Origin of the sequence: Sphingomonas chungangi (assembly GCF_013778325.1) — a bacterium.
In the GTDB taxonomy this organism is placed as follows: domain Bacteria; phylum Pseudomonadota; class Alphaproteobacteria; order Sphingomonadales; family Sphingomonadaceae; genus Solisphingomonas; species Solisphingomonas chungangi.
Window position 1 is genome coordinate 167,359 of sequence record NZ_JACEIB010000025.1, and the last position, 17,715, is coordinate 185,073.

The 17,715-nt window shown below is 68.3% G+C and carries 22 protein-coding genes; 12 read left to right on the forward strand and 10 right to left on the reverse strand.

From position 1 onward, the window contains the following. Positions 1–31: 31 nt before the first annotated feature. Positions 32–883 (forward strand): helix-turn-helix domain-containing protein, encoded by an 852-nt coding sequence (locus HZF05_RS15120; protein ID WP_160365400.1) that lies wholly within the window; start codon positions 32–34, stop codon positions 881–883. A 65-nt stretch (positions 884–948) separates the two neighbouring features. Continuing rightward, the gene (locus HZF05_RS15125) at positions 949–1,380 is read left to right on the forward strand and encodes a VOC family protein (protein ID WP_160365401.1); all 432 of its coding nucleotides are present in this window, start codon (positions 949–951) and stop codon (positions 1,378–1,380) included. Here HZF05_RS15125 and HZF05_RS15130 read toward each other — a convergent pair. The 3 genes from HZF05_RS15130 to HZF05_RS15140 are packed head-to-tail and all read right to left on the reverse strand — an operon-like array spanning position 1,377 to position 3,376. Next, the gene (locus HZF05_RS15130; protein ID WP_160365402.1) at positions 1,377–2,066 is read right to left on the reverse strand and encodes a hypothetical protein; all 690 of its coding nucleotides are present in this window, start codon (positions 2,064–2,066) and stop codon (positions 1,377–1,379) included. The genes HZF05_RS15125 and HZF05_RS15130 overlap by 4 nt on opposite strands. A 25-nt stretch (positions 2,067–2,091) precedes the next feature. Continuing rightward, the gene (locus tag HZF05_RS15135; RefSeq protein WP_160365403.1) at positions 2,092–2,436 is read right to left on the reverse strand and encodes a TfoX/Sxy family protein; all 345 of its coding nucleotides are present in this window, start codon (positions 2,434–2,436) and stop codon (positions 2,092–2,094) included. A gap of 4 nt (positions 2,437–2,440) precedes the next feature. Further along, on the reverse strand, positions 2,441–3,376 hold the full coding sequence (locus HZF05_RS15140; protein WP_160365404.1) for a ribose-phosphate pyrophosphokinase: 936 nt from the start codon (positions 3,374–3,376) through the stop codon (positions 2,441–2,443). A gap of 113 nt (positions 3,377–3,489) precedes the next feature. On the opposite strand from HZF05_RS15140, the gene gltX reads away from it, so the two are divergent. From gltX to ribH, 6 genes are read left to right on the forward strand one after another with little or no spacing between them, the layout of a single operon-like run. Further along, a complete protein-coding gene (gene gltX, locus HZF05_RS15145; RefSeq protein WP_160365405.1) occupies positions 3,490–4,830 on the forward strand; it encodes a glutamate--tRNA ligase in 1,341 nt (446 codons plus the stop codon). 15 nt (positions 4,831–4,845) lie between these two features. Further along, the gene (locus HZF05_RS15150; RefSeq protein ID WP_160365406.1) at positions 4,846–5,187 is read left to right on the forward strand and encodes a hypothetical protein; all 342 of its coding nucleotides are present in this window, start codon (positions 4,846–4,848) and stop codon (positions 5,185–5,187) included. 29 nt (positions 5,188–5,216) lie between these two features. After that, positions 5,217–6,167 carry a bifunctional diaminohydroxyphosphoribosylaminopyrimidine deaminase/5-amino-6-(5-phosphoribosylamino)uracil reductase RibD gene (gene ribD / locus HZF05_RS15155; RefSeq protein ID WP_160365516.1) on the forward strand — a complete coding sequence of 317 codons (951 nt, stop codon included), beginning with the start codon at positions 5,217–5,219 and terminating at the stop codon, positions 6,165–6,167. Between the two features lie 9 nt (positions 6,168–6,176). Further along, the gene (locus tag HZF05_RS15160) at positions 6,177–6,794 is read left to right on the forward strand and encodes a riboflavin synthase (protein ID WP_160365407.1); all 618 of its coding nucleotides are present in this window, start codon (positions 6,177–6,179) and stop codon (positions 6,792–6,794) included. Continuing rightward, positions 6,791–7,903 (forward strand): 3,4-dihydroxy-2-butanone-4-phosphate synthase, encoded by a 1,113-nt coding sequence (gene ribB / locus HZF05_RS15165; RefSeq protein ID WP_160365408.1) that lies wholly within the window; start codon positions 6,791–6,793, stop codon positions 7,901–7,903. Before HZF05_RS15160 ends, ribB begins: the two co-directional genes overlap by 4 nt. Next, entirely contained in the window at positions 7,903–8,319 is a 417-nt protein-coding gene (gene ribH / locus HZF05_RS15170) for a 6,7-dimethyl-8-ribityllumazine synthase (protein WP_160365409.1), read from the forward strand. The genes ribB and ribH overlap by 1 nt, the downstream gene beginning before the upstream one ends. Here ribH and HZF05_RS15175 read toward each other — a convergent pair whose 3' ends face one another. Next, positions 8,320–10,308, reverse strand: coding sequence for a response regulator (locus tag HZF05_RS15175; RefSeq protein ID WP_160365410.1), 1,989 nt, complete (start codon positions 10,306–10,308; stop codon positions 8,320–8,322). Between the two features lie 16 nt (positions 10,309–10,324). Then, a complete protein-coding gene (locus HZF05_RS15180) occupies positions 10,325–10,825 on the reverse strand; it encodes an outer membrane protein assembly factor BamE (protein ID WP_160365411.1) in 501 nt (166 codons plus the stop codon). A gap of 135 nt (positions 10,826–10,960) precedes the next feature. Between HZF05_RS15180 and HZF05_RS15185 the strand changes: the two genes are divergently transcribed. The 3 genes from HZF05_RS15185 to HZF05_RS15195 all read left to right on the forward strand — a co-directional run bounded on the left by HZF05_RS15185 (position 10,961) and on the right by HZF05_RS15195 (position 12,238). Further along, complete coding sequence (locus HZF05_RS15185; RefSeq protein ID WP_160365412.1) at positions 10,961–11,482, forward strand: ubiquinol-cytochrome C chaperone family protein; 522 nt, start codon at positions 10,961–10,963, stop codon at positions 11,480–11,482. After that, positions 11,479–12,015, forward strand: a complete 537-nt coding sequence (locus HZF05_RS15190) for a YceD family protein (RefSeq protein ID WP_160365413.1) — start codon at positions 11,479–11,481, stop codon at positions 12,013–12,015. Before HZF05_RS15185 ends, HZF05_RS15190 begins: the two co-directional genes overlap by 4 nt. Positions 12,016–12,094: 79 nt before the next feature. Further along, entirely contained in the window at positions 12,095–12,238 is a 144-nt protein-coding gene (locus HZF05_RS15195; RefSeq protein ID WP_160365414.1) for a hypothetical protein, read from the forward strand. On the opposite strand, the gene ssb is transcribed toward HZF05_RS15195, so the two are convergent. From ssb to HZF05_RS15220, 5 genes are all read right to left on the reverse strand, one after another. Continuing rightward, positions 12,239–12,766 carry a single-stranded DNA-binding protein gene (gene ssb, locus HZF05_RS15200; protein WP_160365415.1) on the reverse strand — a complete coding sequence of 176 codons (528 nt, stop codon included), beginning with the start codon at positions 12,764–12,766 and terminating at the stop codon, positions 12,239–12,241. Positions 12,767–12,781: 15 nt separating this feature from the next. Beyond that, positions 12,782–14,644 carry a ferrous iron transporter B gene (feoB, locus tag HZF05_RS15205; protein WP_160365416.1) on the reverse strand — a complete coding sequence of 621 codons (1,863 nt, stop codon included), beginning with the start codon at positions 14,642–14,644 and terminating at the stop codon, positions 12,782–12,784. Next, a complete protein-coding gene (locus HZF05_RS15210) occupies positions 14,641–14,880 on the reverse strand; it encodes a FeoA domain-containing protein (RefSeq protein WP_160365417.1) in 240 nt (79 codons plus the stop codon). The genes feoB and HZF05_RS15210 overlap by 4 nt, the downstream gene beginning before the upstream one ends. 66 nt (positions 14,881–14,946) lie before the next feature. Then, complete coding sequence (locus tag HZF05_RS15215) at positions 14,947–15,615, reverse strand: COQ9 family protein (protein ID WP_160365418.1); 669 nt, start codon at positions 15,613–15,615, stop codon at positions 14,947–14,949. Positions 15,616–15,625: 10 nt separating this feature from the next. Further along, positions 15,626–16,564: a DMT family transporter gene (locus HZF05_RS15220; RefSeq protein WP_246332028.1), complete on the reverse strand. Its 939-nt coding sequence runs from the start codon at positions 16,562–16,564 to the stop codon at positions 15,626–15,628. A gap of 56 nt (positions 16,565–16,620) precedes the next feature. On the opposite strand from HZF05_RS15220, the gene HZF05_RS15225 reads away from it, so the two are divergent. Continuing rightward, positions 16,621–17,709, forward strand: a complete 1,089-nt coding sequence (locus HZF05_RS15225) for an alkene reductase (protein WP_160365419.1) — start codon at positions 16,621–16,623, stop codon at positions 17,707–17,709. Positions 17,710–17,715 lie beyond the last annotated feature (6 nt).

The following is a 17,715-nucleotide window of genomic DNA, read 5'->3' on the forward strand; positions in this document are numbered from 1 at the left end:
AGCCGAGGGGTTGGGGTAGTCTGGCGACGCCATGGAGGATCGCCGCCCCCGGTTCGAGCTCGAGCATGACGACGGGCTCAACGCCTGGTCGGTGGCGGAATATGCTGCTGGCCCGGCGCTCAAGGGCCTCGTCCACCATTATACCGATTATTGGGAGCGCACCGGCGGCTTCTCGACGCGACGCGAATTGCCGATCGCGGACGGGGTGATGATCTTCAATCTCGCCGATCCGCTGGAGATCGTCGGCGGCGACGGGCGGACGATCCGGCTCGGCGCGGGCGAGGCGTTCGTCGCCGGCACGCACCTGCGGCCAGCGCTCTCGCGCTCGACGGGGGAGCAGGCCGGCATCCACATCTTCCTGCCGATCGAAAGCGTGCGCCGCCTGATCGGCGTGCCGCTTGGTCAGATGACCGATCAGGTGGTGGCGCTCGACGACCTGCTCGGGCCTCGGGCGCGCCGGCTGGGCGAGCGGCTGGTGCAGGCGCCCCGCGCCCATCGGGCGGCTCTGCTCGATAGCGTGCTCCAGCGACGGCTCGCCGAAACGGAGGCATGCGCCGCTCAGGCCCACGCACTTCGCCTGCTCCGCACTCGCCCCGATCTCGACATCATGGGCATCGCGCGCGACATCGGCTGGAGCCGCAAGCACCTCGCCGATCGGGTGCGCGATGCGGTGGGCATCGGTCCGCGCAGCTTCCGCCGGCTACTCCGCTTCCACCGCCTCACCAAGGCGATCGGGGATACGCCCGACTGGGCCGGCCTCGCCGCCGAGACCGGATATTACGACCAGTCCCACCTGATTCGCGAGTTCCGCGAGTTCGCCGGCATGACGCCGTCCGACTATCTCGCCCGCTCGATGCCGGGCGGAGGGCTGATCGAAGGCTGAGGTACGTTCCGTCCAATACGCCGCCCAGCGATTCGGCTAGGACGAACGCGAAGGAGATTCACGCGATGCGCCACGCCATCATCCCCGGCTTCCGCTACGAGGACGCGCCCGCCGCGATCCTGTTCCTGTGCGATGCCTTCGGCTTCCTGCCGCACGCCATCTATCCCGACGAGGAGGACCAGCAGATCATCCACCACGCCCAGCTGCTGCTCGACGGCAACATGATCATGCTGGGCAGCGCCATGCCGGGCGAGGCGCGCGAGCGCTATGGCTGGCGCACGCCGGAGGAAGCGGGCGGCGTCACCAACTCGATCTACGTCGTCGTCGAGGATGTCGACGCCCATTGCGAGCGCGCGCGGGCGAACGGCGCCCGCATCATCGACGAGCCGCACGACAATGACGGCTATCCCGGCCGCGGCTACGCCGCCTACGACAGCGAGGGCCATGTCTGGAGCTTCGGCAGCTACGATCCCTTCGCGGCGCCCGAGGACGCCTAGACCGGCGCGCCCGCCGCCCGCGCGATCGCGGCGAAGCTGTCGCCCGTCGCCCAGCCCATGCCGACCTGCAACGCGACGAAGACCCCGAGCATCGCGGGGAGCGGCCAGAGCGGCCGCCCCTGGCGCAGCTCAAGCAGGATGGCGACGACCAGCACCGCCTCGATCGTCCACATCGTCCATCGCAGGCCGCCGGCGAGGCCGTGCGCGGCCGGGACATATTCGGCGTAGAACCGCCCCAGCGCCGGGCCGAGCCCGATCAGGATCGTCGATCCCATCAGCCGCGCGTGCAGCCGACGACGGCGACGGAAGGCCAGCCCTAGCCCGTAGATCACCGCGAACAGCAGCAGGAAGACGACGTCCAGGAAGATCAGGGTGAGCCGCAGATCGCGCGGGAAGTCGGGATCGCCGACCGTCTCGACATAGACCATGTAGCTACTGCTGCCGAGCAGCAGCACGACCAGCGCGAGCGAGGCCCAGCCGAGCTGGCGGTGCAGGCCGTGCCTGCCGCCCCGGATCAGCAGAGACTGGGTGATCAGCAGAACCACCCAGAGCAAGGAGACGATGCCGTGCAGCGTGTGCCAGCGATCGTTGCTCAGCGGATCGCCGATGAACGTCTTCCAGAAACCCGCGACGATCGCCGCGAGCCCGATCAGAAACCCGATCCAGGCCTTGCCCCGTTCCGCCATCGCATTTCCCCCTGAGGGGATGGGTCTATCGCAATCCCGGTTTCGACGAGAGCCTCGCGACGAAAGTGACAGCCTTGTCGATCAAGTTGCGCCGAAGCATGTCGTCGTCGCGGCTCGGACCGGGCGGCACGCGCACCCAGCCGGGCATGGTGCGCTCGCCCATCGTGACGGTGACGATCTCGGGATGCGCTAGCGCCCAGCCGTCCTCGCCCTTGCCGAGCCGGACCATCATCCCCTTCTGGCTCGCTGCGCACAGCAGATGGCCGTCGAGCAGCCAGCACAGTCCGCCGAACATCGCCTTCTCGGTAATGCCAGTCGTATCGCCCAACGCCTCGCGGACCATTTCCTCGAGGAGCCAGTCGCGCGCCACGGCTTCAGTCGAAAAGCGAGGAGACCGAGCTCTCGTCGGCGATGCGCTTGATCGCCTCGGCGAGCAGGGGCGCGATCGTCAGCTGGCGAATCTTCTTGGCCTCGGCCACCGCCGGCGGGGCGAGGATCGAATCGGTGACGACCAGTTCGGTCAGCACCGAACCCTCGACGCGGGCGACGGCACCGCCCGAGAGCACGCCGTGGCTGACATAGGCGACGACATCCTCGGCGCCCGCTTCGCGCAGCGCGGCGGCCGCGTTGCACAGCGTGCCGGCCGAATCGACGATGTCGTCGACGAGGATGCAGAAGCGGCCGGCGGGATCGCCGATGATGTTCATCACCTCCGATTCGCCCGGCTTCTCGCGCCGCTTGTCGACGATCGCGAGCGGCGCGTTGCCGAGCCGCTTGGAGAGCGCGCGGGCGCGCACCACGCCGCCGACGTCGGGCGAGACGACCATCAGGTTGCGGCCCGAGAATCGCGCCAGCAGATCCGCCGACATCACGGGAGCCGCGAAAAGATTGTCGGTGGGGATATCGAAGAAGCCTTGGATCTGGCCGGCGTGGAGATCGACAGACAGCACGCGGTCGGCGCCCGCCGCCGTCACCATGTTCGCCACCAGCTTGGCCGAGATCGGCGTGCGCGGGCCGGGCTTCCGGTCCTGCCGGGCATAGCCGAAATAGGGGATCACCGCGGTGATGCGCCGCGCCGACGCGCGCTTCAGCGCATCGATGCAGATCAGCAGCTCCATCAGATTGTCGTTGGCGGGGTAGCCGGTGGACTGGATGACGAAGACATCCTCGCCGCGCACATTCTCCTGGATCTCGACGAAGATCTCCTCGTCGGCGAAGCGGCGCACGCTCGCCTTGGTGAGCGGCATGTCGAGATAGTCGGCGATCGCCTTGGCGAGCGTCAGGTTCGAATTGCCCGACAGAAGCTTCATGTGATGGTCGTCCCGCGCGAGGCCCCCCGGCCGGGGCGTTCGCGCGCGCCTTAGCGATGCAACGCCCCGCTGCCAAGTTGCGGGATGATGACAGAGTGGTAGAGGCGCATGCCATGACGGTCATCACCCGCTTCGCGCCCTCGCCCACCGGCAAGCTGCATGTCGGCAACATCCGCACTGCCCTGGTGTGCTGGATGGCCGCGCGTGCGGAGGGCGGACGCTTCCTGCTGCGGCTCGACGACACCGATCGCGCGCGCTCGACCGAGGAGAACGTCGTCGCGATCCGGCGCGACCTGGAATGGCTGGGGCTGGTGCCGGAAGGCGAGGTGCGCCAGTCCGATCGCTTCGCGCTCTACGAGGCGGCGTTCGAGACGCTGCACGCGGCCGGGCGGGTCTATCCCTGCCACGAAAGCGAGGAGGAGCTGTCGATCAAGCGCAAGGTGGCGCTCGGGCGCGGCCTGCCGCCGATCTACGACCGTGCCGCGCTCAAGTTGAGCGCCGAGGAGCGGCAGAAGCTGGAAGCGGACGGTATTCGCCCCCACTGGCGCTTCAGGCTGGATGCCGCCCCGATCGAATGGACCGACCTGATCCGCGGGCCGCAGCATTTCGAGGGCGCGGCGCTCTCCGATCCCGTCGTGCGGCGCGCGGACGGAAGCTGGCTCTATCTGCTGCCCAGCGTGATCGACGACATCGACATGAAGATCAGCCATGTGGTGCGCGGCGAAGACCACGTCTCCAACACCGCCGTGCAGATCCAGATGTTCGAGGCGCTGGGTGCGAACATTCCGAACTTCGCGCACATGGCGTTGCTCGTCGGGGCCGACGGCAAGCTCTCCAAGCGCGAGGGGGCGATCGGGGTCGAAGCGATCCGGACGGATGGCATCGAGCCGCAGGCGCTGCTCGGCCTGCTCGCGCGGATCGGGACGAGCGAGCCGGTGGTGCCGATCGCCGCGCCGGAGGATCTGCTGCCCGGCTTCGCCTTCCCGCACATGGGCCGGGCGCCGGCGCGGTTCGATTCGACGGAGCTGGAGCAGCTCAACGCGAAGACGCTACACCTGCTGCCCTATGCGGCGGTGAAGGATCGCCTGCCCGGCGGCGTCGATGAGACGATCTGGCTGGCGATCCGGCCGAACCTCGCCACTGTCGCGGATGCGCAGGCCGCGCTGGTGGCGATCGAGGGGCCGATCACCGCGCCCGATCTCGCGCCCGAGGACAGGGCCTTCTGCGCGGAGGCCGCCACTGCCGCCGCTTCGCTCGACTGGGCCGAGGCCCCCTGGATCGGGCTTGTCGGCGTGCTCAAGGCCTCGACCGGCCGCAAGGGCAAGGCGCTGTTCCTGCCGCTCCGTCTCGCGCTCACGGGGCGTGATCATGGCCCCGAAATGGCCGCTTTGCTTCCCCTGATCGGCCGGGATCGCGCCATTGCGCGGCTGCGGCTGGCGGCGGGGCTCGCATAGGCCTATCTTGCGCGGATGGCCCGTTCCTCCTTCTCGCCGTTCAAGCCGCCTTCGCCCCGACGCTTCGTCGACGGTTTCCGCGATCTCGGCTTCTTCGTCCGCACGCGCTCGCGCACCGACTATGTGATCGCCGGCATCGCCGCGGCGATGACGATCTTCATCATCTTCGCATTTTGGCACGACAGCCGGTTCGAGGCCGAGCCGCAGATCATCTACGTGCAGAACTGGCCCGCCAACCGCACCGACGACCAGATCCGCGCCGACCAGAAGAAGGACCGGATCGAGCGCGAACAGGTCGAAGCCTATCGCAAGGCCGAGTTCCAGAAGATGCAGAAGGCGACCAGCGGCTGGCTGTGATGGCCTCACGGGGGGACGATGCCCGCTGGATGGCCGTCGCGGCGGCGCTGTCCGAGCGCGGCCGGGGGCGAACGACGCCCAACCCCAATGTCGGCTGCGTGATCGTGCGGGACGGCTGCGTGATCGGGCGCGGCTGGACCCAGCCCGGAGGTCGCCCCCATGCCGAGGCGATGGCGCTGAAGCAGGCCGGCGCCTCCGCCGGAGGTGCAACCGTCTACGTCACGCTGGAACCCTGCGCGCATGAAAGCCCGCGCGGGCCGGCCTGCGCGGACCTGCTGGTCGCGGCGAAACCGGCACGTGTCGTGGCTGCACTGACCGATCCCGATCCCCGCACCGCCGGCAAGGGCTTCGCGAAGCTGCGCGCGACGGGGATCGTGGTGACGGAAGGCGTCTCGGCCGATTTGGCGTGGCGCGCGATGGCGGGTTTCCTGACGCGTCAGGCGCTGGGTCGCCCGCTCGTGACGCTGAAGCTCGCGACATCGCTGGACGGGAAGATCGCTCTGCCGTCGGGCGAAAGCAAATGGATTACCGGGCCGGAAGCGCGGGCGCATGCGCATCTGGAGCGGGCGCGGACCGATGCGATTCTGGTGGGGCGCGGCACGTTCGAAGCGGATGCGCCGAGGCTGGACGTGCGGCTGCCCGGACTGGAAGGACGCTCTCCCACTCGCGTCATCCTCTCCACCCGTCATGCCGGTGACGAAGGTGGTTGGCCGGTGCTCGCCTCTCCACACGCCATCGCCGCCCTCACCGCCGACCATCTCCTCGTCGAGGGCGGCGCCGGCGCCGCCTCCGCCTTCCTTGCCGCCGATCTGGTCGATCGTCTGCTGCTCTATCGCGCGCCGATCCTGATAGGCGAGGGCCGCGCCTGCATCGGCGATATCGGTCTCGGCACGCTCGCGGAAGCGCACGGGCGATGGCTGCTCTCAGACGCGCGCGCGCTCGGTGCGGATCGACTCGAAATCTACGAGCGACGGCGCTAGGGGAACGCCATGTTCACAGGGATCATCACCGACATCGGCACCGTGCGCAGCATCGAACAGCGCGGTGACCTCCGCCTAGTCATCGACAGCGGCTACGATATGGGCGGTGTCGATCTCGGCGCCTCGATCGCCTGCTCGGGTGCCTGCCTGACGGTGGTCGACAAGGCGCCGGCGGGCGAGAAAGGCTGGTTCGCGGTGGATGTGTCGCACGAGACCGTCTCGCGCACCGCGCCGGGCCTGTTCGCGGAAGGCGCCCGCCTCAATCTCGAGCGCGCGCTCAAGGTCGGCGACGAGCTCGGCGGCCATATCGTCACCGGCCATGTCGATGGCATCGGCACGCTCGTCTCGGCCGAGCCGGACGGCGATTCGATCCGCATCGTGGTCGAGGCGCCGGCCTCCCTGGCCCCCTATCTGGTCGCCAAGGGATCGATCACGGTGGACGGCGTCTCGCTCACCGTGAACAGCGCCGAGGATGTCGCAGGCGGTGCCTGCCGCTTCGGCATCAACATCATACCGCACACCCAACAGCTCACCACCCTCGACGCGCTGGAGCCGGGCCGCCGCTTCAACCTCGAGATCGACATCCTCGCCCGTTACCTGGGCCGCATGGAGCAGCTCCGCAAATGACCGCGCCTTTCCGCACCGCCCGCCACGCCTTTCTCTCCCCCACCGAGGAGATCATCGACGAAGCGCGCAACGGCCGCATGTTCATCCTCGTCGACGACGAGGATCGGGAGAACGAAGGCGATCTCGTCATCCCCGCGCAGATGGCGACGCCGGCGGCGATCAACTTCATGGCGACTCACGGCAAGGGCCTGATCTGCCTCGCGCTCGGCAAGGAAAGGGTCGACCAGCTCGGTCTCAATCTGATGAGCCGCAACAACGGCACCCGGCACGAGACCGCCTTCACCGTCTCCATCGAGGCTCGCGACGGCGTGACGACGGGCATTTCGGCGGGCGATCGCGCACGCACGGTGGCGGTGGCGATCGACGCCTCCAAGGGCCCCGAGCATATCGTGACGCCGGGCCACGTCTTCCCGCTGATCGCCAAGCCCGGCGGCGTGCTGGTCCGCGCCGGCCATACCGAGGCGGCGGTGGACGTCTCGCGCCTCGCCGGCCTTAATCCTTCGGGCGTGATCTGCGAGATCATGAAGGAGGACGGGACGATGGCCCGCCTCGACGATCTGGTCGCCTTCGCGCAGCGCCATGGCCTGAAGATCGGCACGATCCGGGACCTGATCGCCTATCGCCGCCGCCACGACCACAATGTCGAGCGCGTCGCCGAGGCGAAGTTCGAGAGCGAATGGGGAGGCGAGTGGACCGCCATCACCTTCCGCAACAAGGCGATCGACACCGAGACGCTGGTGCTGGTGAAGGGGCGGATCGATCCAGGCCAGCCGACGCTGGTGCGCATGCACGCTCTCGGGCTGTTCTCCGATGCGCTGGGAATGACGAACAGTCGCTCCGGCCTGCTTGGCCGCGCCATGGAGGCGATTGCCGCCGAAGGTGCGGGTGTGGTCGTCCTGCTCGACGCACGGGCGAAGCTGTCGCAGATCACCCGGCTGATAGGCGGCGAGAAACTGCCCGACATGAACGAGCTGCGCGACTACGGCGTTGGCGCGCAGATCCTCGCCGAACTCGGCATCCACGACATGGTGCTGCTGACCAATTCGCACCACACGCTGGTCGCGCTGGACGGCTACGGCCTCAACATCGTCGAGGAGCGCGCACTCTGATGGCCAACATCCTCATCGTCGAGGCCCGATTCTACGAGCATCTGAACGATTTGCTGCTGGAGGGCGCGCGCGGTGCGATCGAGGCGGCGGGCCATAGCCACGAAACCCTCACCGTGCCCGGCGCGCTGGAAGTGCCGGGCGCGATCGCGCTGGCGGCGGACAAATACGACGCCTTCGTCGCGATCGGCGTGGTGATCCGCGGCGAGACCTACCATTTCGAGATCGTCGCAGGCGAGAGCGCGCGCGCGCTGATGGCGCTGACGCTCGACGGACTAGCGATCGGCAACGGCATCCTGACCACGGAGAACGAGGCGCAGGCGCTCACCCGGGCACGCCCGACCGAGAAGGACAAGGGCGGCGAGGCCGCCAAGGCCGCGATCCGGATGATGGAGCTGCAGCAGGCCTTCGCCGGCTGATCAGACGATCAGCAGTGCCCGCACCCGCTCCAGCAAGGCATCCGGCGTGAAGGGCTTGACCAGCAGCGGCTCGCGACCGGCGCGCTCCGAAGTATCCGCCCCGGCATAGCCGCTCATCAGCAGCACCCGTGTAGCCGGTGCACGCGCCAGCAGTTCGTCCGCGAGCGCGAAGCCGTCGAGCCGCGGCATCATGACATCCGAAACGACGATGTCGGGCGGCGGGCTCTGCCGCGCGAACAGCGTCAGCGCGGAGCGGCCGTCATGCGCCTCGATCACCTTGTAGCCGGCATCGCGCAGTGTCTCTACCACCAGCTCGCGCAGCGCGTCATTGTCCTCCACCACCATCACGCAGGCGGCACGCGGGTTCGCCTCGATCGCCGGTTCGCGGACCGGCGGGGCACCCGCGGGCTCGCTCGCGGTGCGGGGCAGCCAGAGGTGGACGCCAGTGCCTTCGCCGGGCCGCGTATCGATCGTGACGAAGCCGCCCGACTGGCGGACGAAGCCGTGCACCTGGCTCAGGCCCAGCCCGGTGCCGCGTCCCACCCCTTTTGTGGTGAAGAACGGTTCGAAGGCGCGCGCTCGGACCTCCTCGGTCATGCCGGTTCCCGTGTCCGCGACCGTAAGGCGCACGAAATCGCCCGGGGGCACGCCATGTCGCCCGGCCTCCGCCGCATCGACCACGAGATTGCCGAGGCCGATCAGCAACGTCGCAAGGTCGCCGCCCGCCATCGCGTCTCGTGCGTTGACCACCAGGTTGAGGATCGCATTCTCGAGTTGGTTGACATCGATCTCGACCGGCCAGACCCCGGCCTCGCTGAACATCTCGATCGCGATCGCCTCGCTCGCGGCGTGCTCGACCAGCGGCCGCATGTCGGCAATCAACCCGGCGAGATCGACCGCGCGGGGCGCCAGCCGCTGCCGTCGCGCGAACGCGAGCAGCCGCTGGGTCAGCGTCGCGGCACGGTTGGCGCCCTCGCCCGCCTCCGCCAATGCGCGTTCGACACGTGGCACGTCGCCCGTCTTCAGCCGGCGGCCGGCAATGTCGAGATTGCCGACGATGATCGTCAGCAGATTGTTGAAATCGTGCGCGATGCCGCCGGTCAGCTGGCCGAGTGATTCCATCTTCTGCGCCTGCAGCAGATCGGCCTCGGCGATACGCAGCGCGGTATCGTCGCGACCGATCGCATAGATCAGCTCGCCCTCGCGACGGAGCGTCCAGCTGATGGACCGGATCGCGCGATCGGCGCCGTAATAGTCCGTGGTGAAAGGCACCGCGCCGCCATTGGGAATCTCGCGAAGGCGCGGTCGCGCCGAGGGATCGACGAGGAAATCCCGCATCTCCATTGCGCCCGGCGCGAAGAGCGGGCCGAACACCGCCTGCCAGGCCGGATTGGCGGACATCACCGTACCATCCAAGTCGCAGACCAGCATCAGGTCGTGGGTCAGCGTCCACAGCCGGTCGTGATCGCGCAGCACATCGGCGCGGACGGCGGCGTCGATCCGGGCCATGCGCCGGAACTCGATCAGGGCGGCCGCCTGCCGAGCGAGCGCCGCCAGTGCCGGCGCCTGATCGAAGCGATCGCGCGGGGCGGTGTCGATCACGCAGACGGTGCCGATCGCATGACCTTCCGGCGTGCGGATCGGCGCGCCCGCGTAGAAGCGGATGAAGGGATCGCCGGTAACCAGTGGATTGTTCGCGAAACGCGGATCGCGGGTCGCGTCGGGCACCACCAGTACGTCATGCCCGCGGATGGCGTGGTCGCAGAAGGCCACGGAGCGGGGCGTCTCGGCTGCGTCCAGCCCGACTCGCGCCTTGAACCACTGCCGCTCGGCATCGATCAGGCTGACCAGCGCCACCGGCGTGCCGGCGAGAACGCGCGCCACCTCGACCAGATCGTCGAAGCCCGACTCCGGCCCCGTATCGAGCAGCCCAAGATCGCGCAGCGCCGCAAGGCGCGCCGCTTCGTCGGGAACGCCGGCGATCGTCACACGAGCCGGCCGGCTATCAGACGCCGCTACCGCCGCCGGTCGGGTTGTCAGCCGTCGGCGCATTCATGCCGGCCGAGCCGACCGCGCCGATATTGCCGAACAGCTCCTGGAACAGGCTGCGCTTGCGGCCGAGCGTCGGCGTCTTATCGGCGACCGGGTGGATGTTGGCGGCCAGCTCGAGGCCGGTGCGATCGACGCTGGTGACGTTGCCGGCCTTGTCGAAATGCACGGCGAGGGTCAGCTGGCTCACCGGCTTGGGCAGGCCGAACGAGAATTGCTTGGTCGAGCGCGACACATAATACCACGTGCCGTCATCGAACTGGCTCGCGAAGCTCGGATCGCCCAGTGTCGCCTGGACCGAATCGCGGGTGTCGACGCCCGGCTCCACCGAGGCGACCAGCGAGCGATCGACGACATAGCCCTGATGCTCGCGCACCTCCGCGCAGCCCGACAGTCCGGCCGCCAGCGCCAGACCCGCCACCGCGGCCATCCCGGCGCGTCCCATGCTGGCCGTCATTCACTTCTCCTCACGCCGCCGGCGCCCTGTCCCGGCTGAAACACCGAGCGCCATTGCATCGGCCGTCCACCCGCTCAATATGCCGGGGACACGCGCCGCACAAGGCGGCTTGGCGCAAAGGGACGGGACGAGAGGTTGGCGACGCTTTTCAAACGGCTGCTCGGCGGGAGGCGCGACACGCGGGCACTGGTGCCGCTCTACAACGCGGTGGTGGGCGAGGCCCGTGCGCCCCACTGGTACGTGGAGGGCGCGGTGCCCGACACGCTCGACGGGCGCTTCGACATGGTCTCGACGATCCTGTCGCTGGTGCTGCTGCGCATGGAGTCGCTGGGCGAGCCGGCGCGCGAGTCCTCCGCGCGGCTGACCGAGCTGTTCGTCACCGACATGGACGGGCAGCTGCGCCAGCACGGCATCGGCGATCTCGTCGTCGGCAAGCATATCGGCCGGATGATGAGCCAGGTCGGCGGGCGGCTCACCGCCTATCGCGAGGGGCTGGCCGAGCGCGGCGATCTCGCCGGTGCGATCGCACGCAACATCCATCGCGGTGCGCAGGTCGCGGACGCGGCGACAGAGCACGTCGAGGCGCGGCTGCGTGTCTTCGCCGCCGGGCTGGAGACGCGAGACCTTTCGGCGCTGATGACGGGGGACATCGCATGAACAAGGCCCCCGAATTCAGCCGACCATACCGCCTCGACGCGATCGGCGGCGAGCCGCGCACCGTTCATATCGAGGCGAACGAGGTTGAACGCGCCGCGCTGGCGGAACGCTTCGGACTGGTCTCGATCGCGACGCTGAACGCCGACGCGGCGATCCGTCGCGAGGGACAGCGGGTGTGGGCCGAGGGGCGCCTGAAGGGCCGCGCGGTGCAAAGCTGCGTCGCCACCGGCGACCCGATCCCGGCGCGCGTCGACGAACCGTTCTCGCTGCGCTTCGATCCCGAGGGCGAGACGGTCGAGGACGAGGTGGAGCTGGACGAATCCGATCTCGACGTGCTGAGCTACGAGGGCGGATCGATCGATCTCGGCGAGGCGGTCGCGCAGGGCTTCAGCCTGGCGCTCGATCCTTTTCCACGCGTCGCCGACGCCGAGGATCGCCTGCGCGCCGCCGGCGTAAAGAGCGAGGAGGAGGCCGAGGAGGCCCGGATCGAATCGAGCCCCTTCGCCGCGCTCAAGGCGTTGAAGGGGGAGTAATCCACAGCTTTGTGGGGACCCGCAGGGCTTCGTTAACCATCCGACTCTAGCGATTCGGTCATCGCTTCAGGAGACGCAGATGGCCGCCCGCACCGACAGCTTCGCCCTCATCGGCCGTCGCATGCGCAAGGGTGCGCCCGTCTCGGTCGTCGAGGACCTGCCGTCGATCGCGGAGGTGCTGCGCCGCGTCGATCTCGCGATCGCCGAGCGCAAGGCGGCCTGATCAGAAGGGGACGTCGTCGTCCAGATCGCTGTCGAAGGCCGAGCCGGGGCGCGCGGCGCCACTGCCGCCCGAACGGCTGCCACCACCGAAGCTGGAGCCGCCGCCGAAATCGCCGCCCCCCGACGGTGCGCCCCATTCGTCATTGCCCGAGCGGACGCCACCGCCGCCCTGGCCGCCACCGGGGCCGTCCAGCATCACCATCGATCCATTGAAGCCCTGCAGCACGATCTCGGTGGTATAGCGCTCCTGCCCGTTCTGGTCCTGCCACTTCCGGGTCTGCAGCGATCCCTCGATATAGACCTTCGAGCCCTTCTTCAGATAGCGCTCGGCGGTGTTGGCGAGGCCCTCGTTGAAGATGGCGACCGAATGCCACTCGGTCTTTTCCTTGCGCTCGCCGGTGTTGCGGTCCTTCCAGGTCTCGCTGGTGGCGATGCGCAGGTTCACCACCTTGCCGCCGTTCTGGAAACTGCGCGACTGCGGGTCCTGCCCGAGATTGCCGACGAGGATGACTTTGTTGACGCCGGCCATGATCTCTCTCCGAAATTAGAGGCCGGCCCAGGTCGCGATCCAGAAGGTTGCTCCCGCCGCGACGTAGGCCAGCACGAAGAGGTAGCTAACCATGAACGCCGGCCATTTCCACCCGTTCGTTTCCCGACGGGTCACCGCGATTGTGGATAAGCATTGCGGCGCGAAGACGAACCACATCAGAAAAGCCAACGCGGTGGGCAGTGACCAGTCCTTGGCGATCTTCGGCTCGACGGCGCTGCTTGCCGCGTCCGTGTCGTCGCCCGCATCGATCGCATAGGTGGTGGCGAGCGCCGATACCGCGACCTCGCGCGCCGCCATCGCAGGGGGCAGGGCCAGCGCGATATGGTGGTTGAAGCCGATCGGCTTGACCACGACCTCGATCGCCGACGCGATCCGCCCGGCGATCGAATATTCGGTCTGCAGCCGGCCTGCCGGCGCCACCGGATAGGAGGCCAGCACCCACAGGATCACGTTGGACGCGAGGATGATCGTGCCGGCGCGCTTGAGGAAGATCAGCGCGCGCGTCCACAGGCCGAGCCCGACGTCGCGGACGCTCGGCATCTGGTATTTGGGCATCTCCATCATGAAGCCCTGGCTCGGCCCCTTGGTCACGGTGCGGCGCAGGATCAGCGCGGCGAGCAGCGCACTGACGATACCGAACACGAACAGACCGAAGAACACCACGCCCCTCAGGCCCACATAGGGCGCCAGCTGGCGGTCCGGGATGCAGGCGGTGATGATCATCGAATAGACCGGCAGACGTGCCGAGCAGGTCGTCAGCGGCGCGATCAGGATGGTGGTGAGCCGGTCCTTTGGATCGTCGATCGTGCGGGTCGCCATGATGCCCGGCACCGCGCAGGCGAAGCTGGAGAGGAGCGGGATGAAGGCGCGGCCCGAAAGCCCCACGCGCGCCATCAGCCGGTCCATGATGAAGGCGGCGCGGACCATGTAGCCGGTCGCCTCCAGCAGCAGGATGAAGAAGAACAGGATAAGGATCTGCGGCAGGAAGGTGACGACCGCACCCGTGCCCTTGATCACGCCTTCGGCGAGCAGGTTGCGGACGAAGCCGTTGGGGAAGTTCGTCTCCACCCAATGGCCCAGCCAGTCGAAACCGGCGGTGATCGCATCCATCGGCGGCTGCGCCCAGGCGAACACCGCCTGGAACACGACAAACATCAGCCCGAACAGTAGGATCGGCCCGGCGATCGGGTGCAGCGCGATCGAATCGATCCGGTGGCTGACCTTTCGCGCGCCATGCTCCTCGGTGGTCGCGGCGAGCGCGATGGCTCGGGCGCGGCGCTGGAGGACGACGAGATCCTCGTGGTGGAAGCCCGGGCCGGCGGCGATCTTGCGGGCCGATCCGTCGCCGACCAGCACGTCCATCGCCGCCTTGAGATCGTCGACACCGCGCTTGCGCACCGCCACCGTCGGGATCACCGGCACGCCGAGTTCCTTCGACAGCTTCGCCGCGTCGATCTTCAGCCCGTCGCGCTCGGCCATGTCGACCATGTTGAGCGCCACCACCACGGGCAGGCCCAGCGCGATCAGCTGCAGCGTGAAGCGTAGGTGGTTGTCGAGATTGGTCGCGTCGACCACGCAGAGGATCGCCTGCGGAAGACGCTCGCCGTCCTGCTTGCCGAACAGGACGTCGCGGGTCACCTGCTCGTCGGGCGAGGCGGGTTCCAGCGAATAGGTGCCGGGCAGGTCGATCAGCTCGATCGGGCGGCCATCGGGCAGGCTCATCCGGCCCGCCTTCCGCTCCACGGTGACGCCGGGATAATTGCCGACCTTCTGGCGCGCGCCGGTCAGCGCATTGAACAGCGCGCTCTTGCCGGCATTGGGATTGCCGACCAGCGCCACCATCGGCGCCGGATTCATGCCGCCATTTCTACCGTGATGCAGTGGGCCTGGGCGCGGCGCAGCGCCACCGTCATGCGGCCGACGCGGCAGGCGATCGGATCCTTGCCGAACGGCGCGACATGCAGCGCCTCCACCGTCACACCCTCGTCCAGCCCCAGTTCGCGCAGGCGCCGCGCGGCGGTTTCGGCCAGGTCATCCCAGGCGACGGCGGCGACTTTGGCGGGGCATTTCAGCGGCAGTTGATCGAGGCGCACGGGCAGATGTCCAACAGCAATCTGCGAGGCATTATCATTATCGCCGGCGCCGCGCCAGCATCGATCTCACGCGGCCGGGTAGCGCAGCCGGCCGAGAAAGCGCGATACGCTGAAATGGCGGTCCGGATGCGGCGTGAATTGAGTCTTCAGCTTCTCGAACTGCATGACGTTGTCGATGCGGCGGGCGAGAAAGGCCCTGGTGTCCGCCTCCCCTTCGCTCTCGTCGTCGAGCCACGCCAGCAGTGTCGACCCATAGACCGCCGAAAGCGTCATGCGCTTGGTGTAGTGGTTGAAGTCGGTCGCGGTGTCGCCGGCGATTCGCCACAGGGCATCCGCCGTGCGCCAGCCGAACTTCGCCGCCTTCCCGAGATTCCGCGGCCGGGCCAGGATGGCGAGCGCGCTGCGTACCGCCTGCTTGTGGGCGCGCACCAGGGCGATCCGCGCCAGCACCAGCGCCGATATCCGCTCGCGAAACTTCATCGCGGCGATGCGGTCGGGCGGAAAATCGAGTGCGAGCCGCGCGTCGAGGCTGGCATACCAGGCATCGATCATGTCCACCGCGCCGTTCAGAAAGGCGAGCTTCGCATGGGCCGGATCGAGCCCGAGCGCCTGCGCCGCCATCTCCAGCGCCGCGTCGCTCCAGCCGTCGAACACGGCATGCGCGGGGATTTCGGCGCCGAGCGCGAGGCGCATCTCGTCGAGAGTCGGATCGGTGGGAAGCGTTATCGCGGCCATGCCCCTGTCCTTAGTCCCGCCCGCGGATCAGCACCAGCGCGGCGGCGAGCGCCAGCGCGCCGGCGATGTCGGGCCCGGTCATCCGCTCGCCATAGGCCACCCAGCCGACAATCGCGGAGACCAGGGGCTGCGACAGCAAGGCGATCCCCACCACCACCGGCGAGAGCCGGCCCATCGCGAACACCACCAGCCCCTGCCCGATCACCTGGCTGCCGATCGCGAGGCACAGCAGAGGCGTCCAGTCGTGCGGCAGCACCGACCCATCGAGCGCCTCCGCCGTCGGCAACAGACAGATCGCGCCCACCACCGTCGCGATCGCCAGCACCGGCCAGGTATCAAGCCGGGTTCGCGCCCGCTCGATCGCGATCATGTAGACGACGTAGGCGAGCCCGGCCCCGATCGAGAGAAGGTCGCCGACCAGATGAGCCCGCGACAACTCGTAGGAGCGGCCGAGAAGCAGCGCGATGCCTACGATCGCGAGGACCAGCGCGCACGCCTGCATCCGGTTCGGCAGGCGCCGGGCAAGGATGAAGCCATAGCCTGCGAAGAAGAAGCTGGAGACGTTGCCGAACAGCGTCGCATTGGCGAGCTTGGTGCGCAGGATCCCCTCGTGCCACAGAGCCAGATCAACCGCGAAGAAGAGGCCGGCGATCGCGAGCATCGCCCACAGCTTCGCATCCTGCCGCCCGAAGCGCTGCTTCGATGCCCGCACGATCAGGAACAGGAAGGGGATGGCCAGCGCCAGCCGCCAGAATCCCGAAGCGATCGGGCCGACATCCGCCATCCGCACGAACCACGGCCCGATCGCCAATGCCGTGCTGCCGGTGAGCAGCGCCACGAACGCGAAGGCATCGCTGCGGGCCGGCGCAATCACTTCTGTACCGGGCGGTAGGATTTCTTCCTCGAAGATGGGCTGGGCCATGAGCGGAGAGGCTGGACGGTCGGTCATCGCGCCCCATATACCGGCGTCCGACGGCTTGTCCCGTTGCAAAGGGAAACGAATCCATGCCGACACTTTTCGATCCCGTACAGCTCGGCGCGATCGCCGCGCCGAACCGCATCTTCATGGCGCCGCTCACCCGCGGCCGCGGCACGCACGAGCATGTGCCGACGCCGCTAATGGCCGACCATTATGCCCAGCGCGCGTCCGCCGGTCTGATCATCAGCGAAGCGACCGGTATCAGCCGTGAAGGGCTCGGTTGGCCCTATGCGCCCGGCCTGTGGGGCGACGAACAGGTCGAGGCCTGGAAACCGGTAACCGACGCGATACACGCGGCCGGCGGCCGCATCGTCGCGCAGCTCTGGCATATGGGCCGCATCGTCCATTCGAGCGTGACGGGACAGCAACCGGTCTCCTCCTCCGCCACGACCGCACCGGGTCAGGCGCACACCTACGGCGGCAAGCAGGATTATGAGGAGGCGCGCCCGCTGGCGCTCGCCGAAATACCGAGGCTGATCGATGACTATCGTCGCGCCGCCGCCAACGCCATCAAGGCGGGTTTCGACGGCGTTCAGCTCCACGCGGCCAATGGCTATCTGATCGACCAGTTCCTGCGCGACAATTCGAACTTCCGCGAGGATGCCTATGGCGGATCGATCGACAACCGCATCCGCCTGCTGGACGAGGTGACGCGCGCGGTCGCGGACGTGATCGGCGCCGACCGGACGGGCGTGCGCCTTTCACCCAATGGCGATGTGCAGGGCGCCAATGACAGCAATCCGCAAGCGCTGTTCACCGCTGCCGCCGCGCGGCTCTCGGAGATCGGCATTGCCTTCCTGGAAATGCGCGAGCCGCAGGGCGACAGCAGCTTCCGCCCCAACGAGGTGCCGCCGATCGCGCCCGCCATCCGGCAGGTGTTCAATGGTCCGCTGATCCTGAATTCGGATTTCACGCCGGAAAGCGCCGAACGCACCGTGGCGAGCGGCCTTGCCGATGCGATCGCCTTCGGCCGGCCCTATATCGCCAATCCGGATCTGGTCGACCGCATCTCCGGAGGCCTGCCGCTGGCCTCGCCCGATGTGGCGACGCTCTACACGCAGGGACCGGAAGGCTATACCGACTATCCCTTCGCCAGGGAGACGGCGACGGCCTGAGTCGCC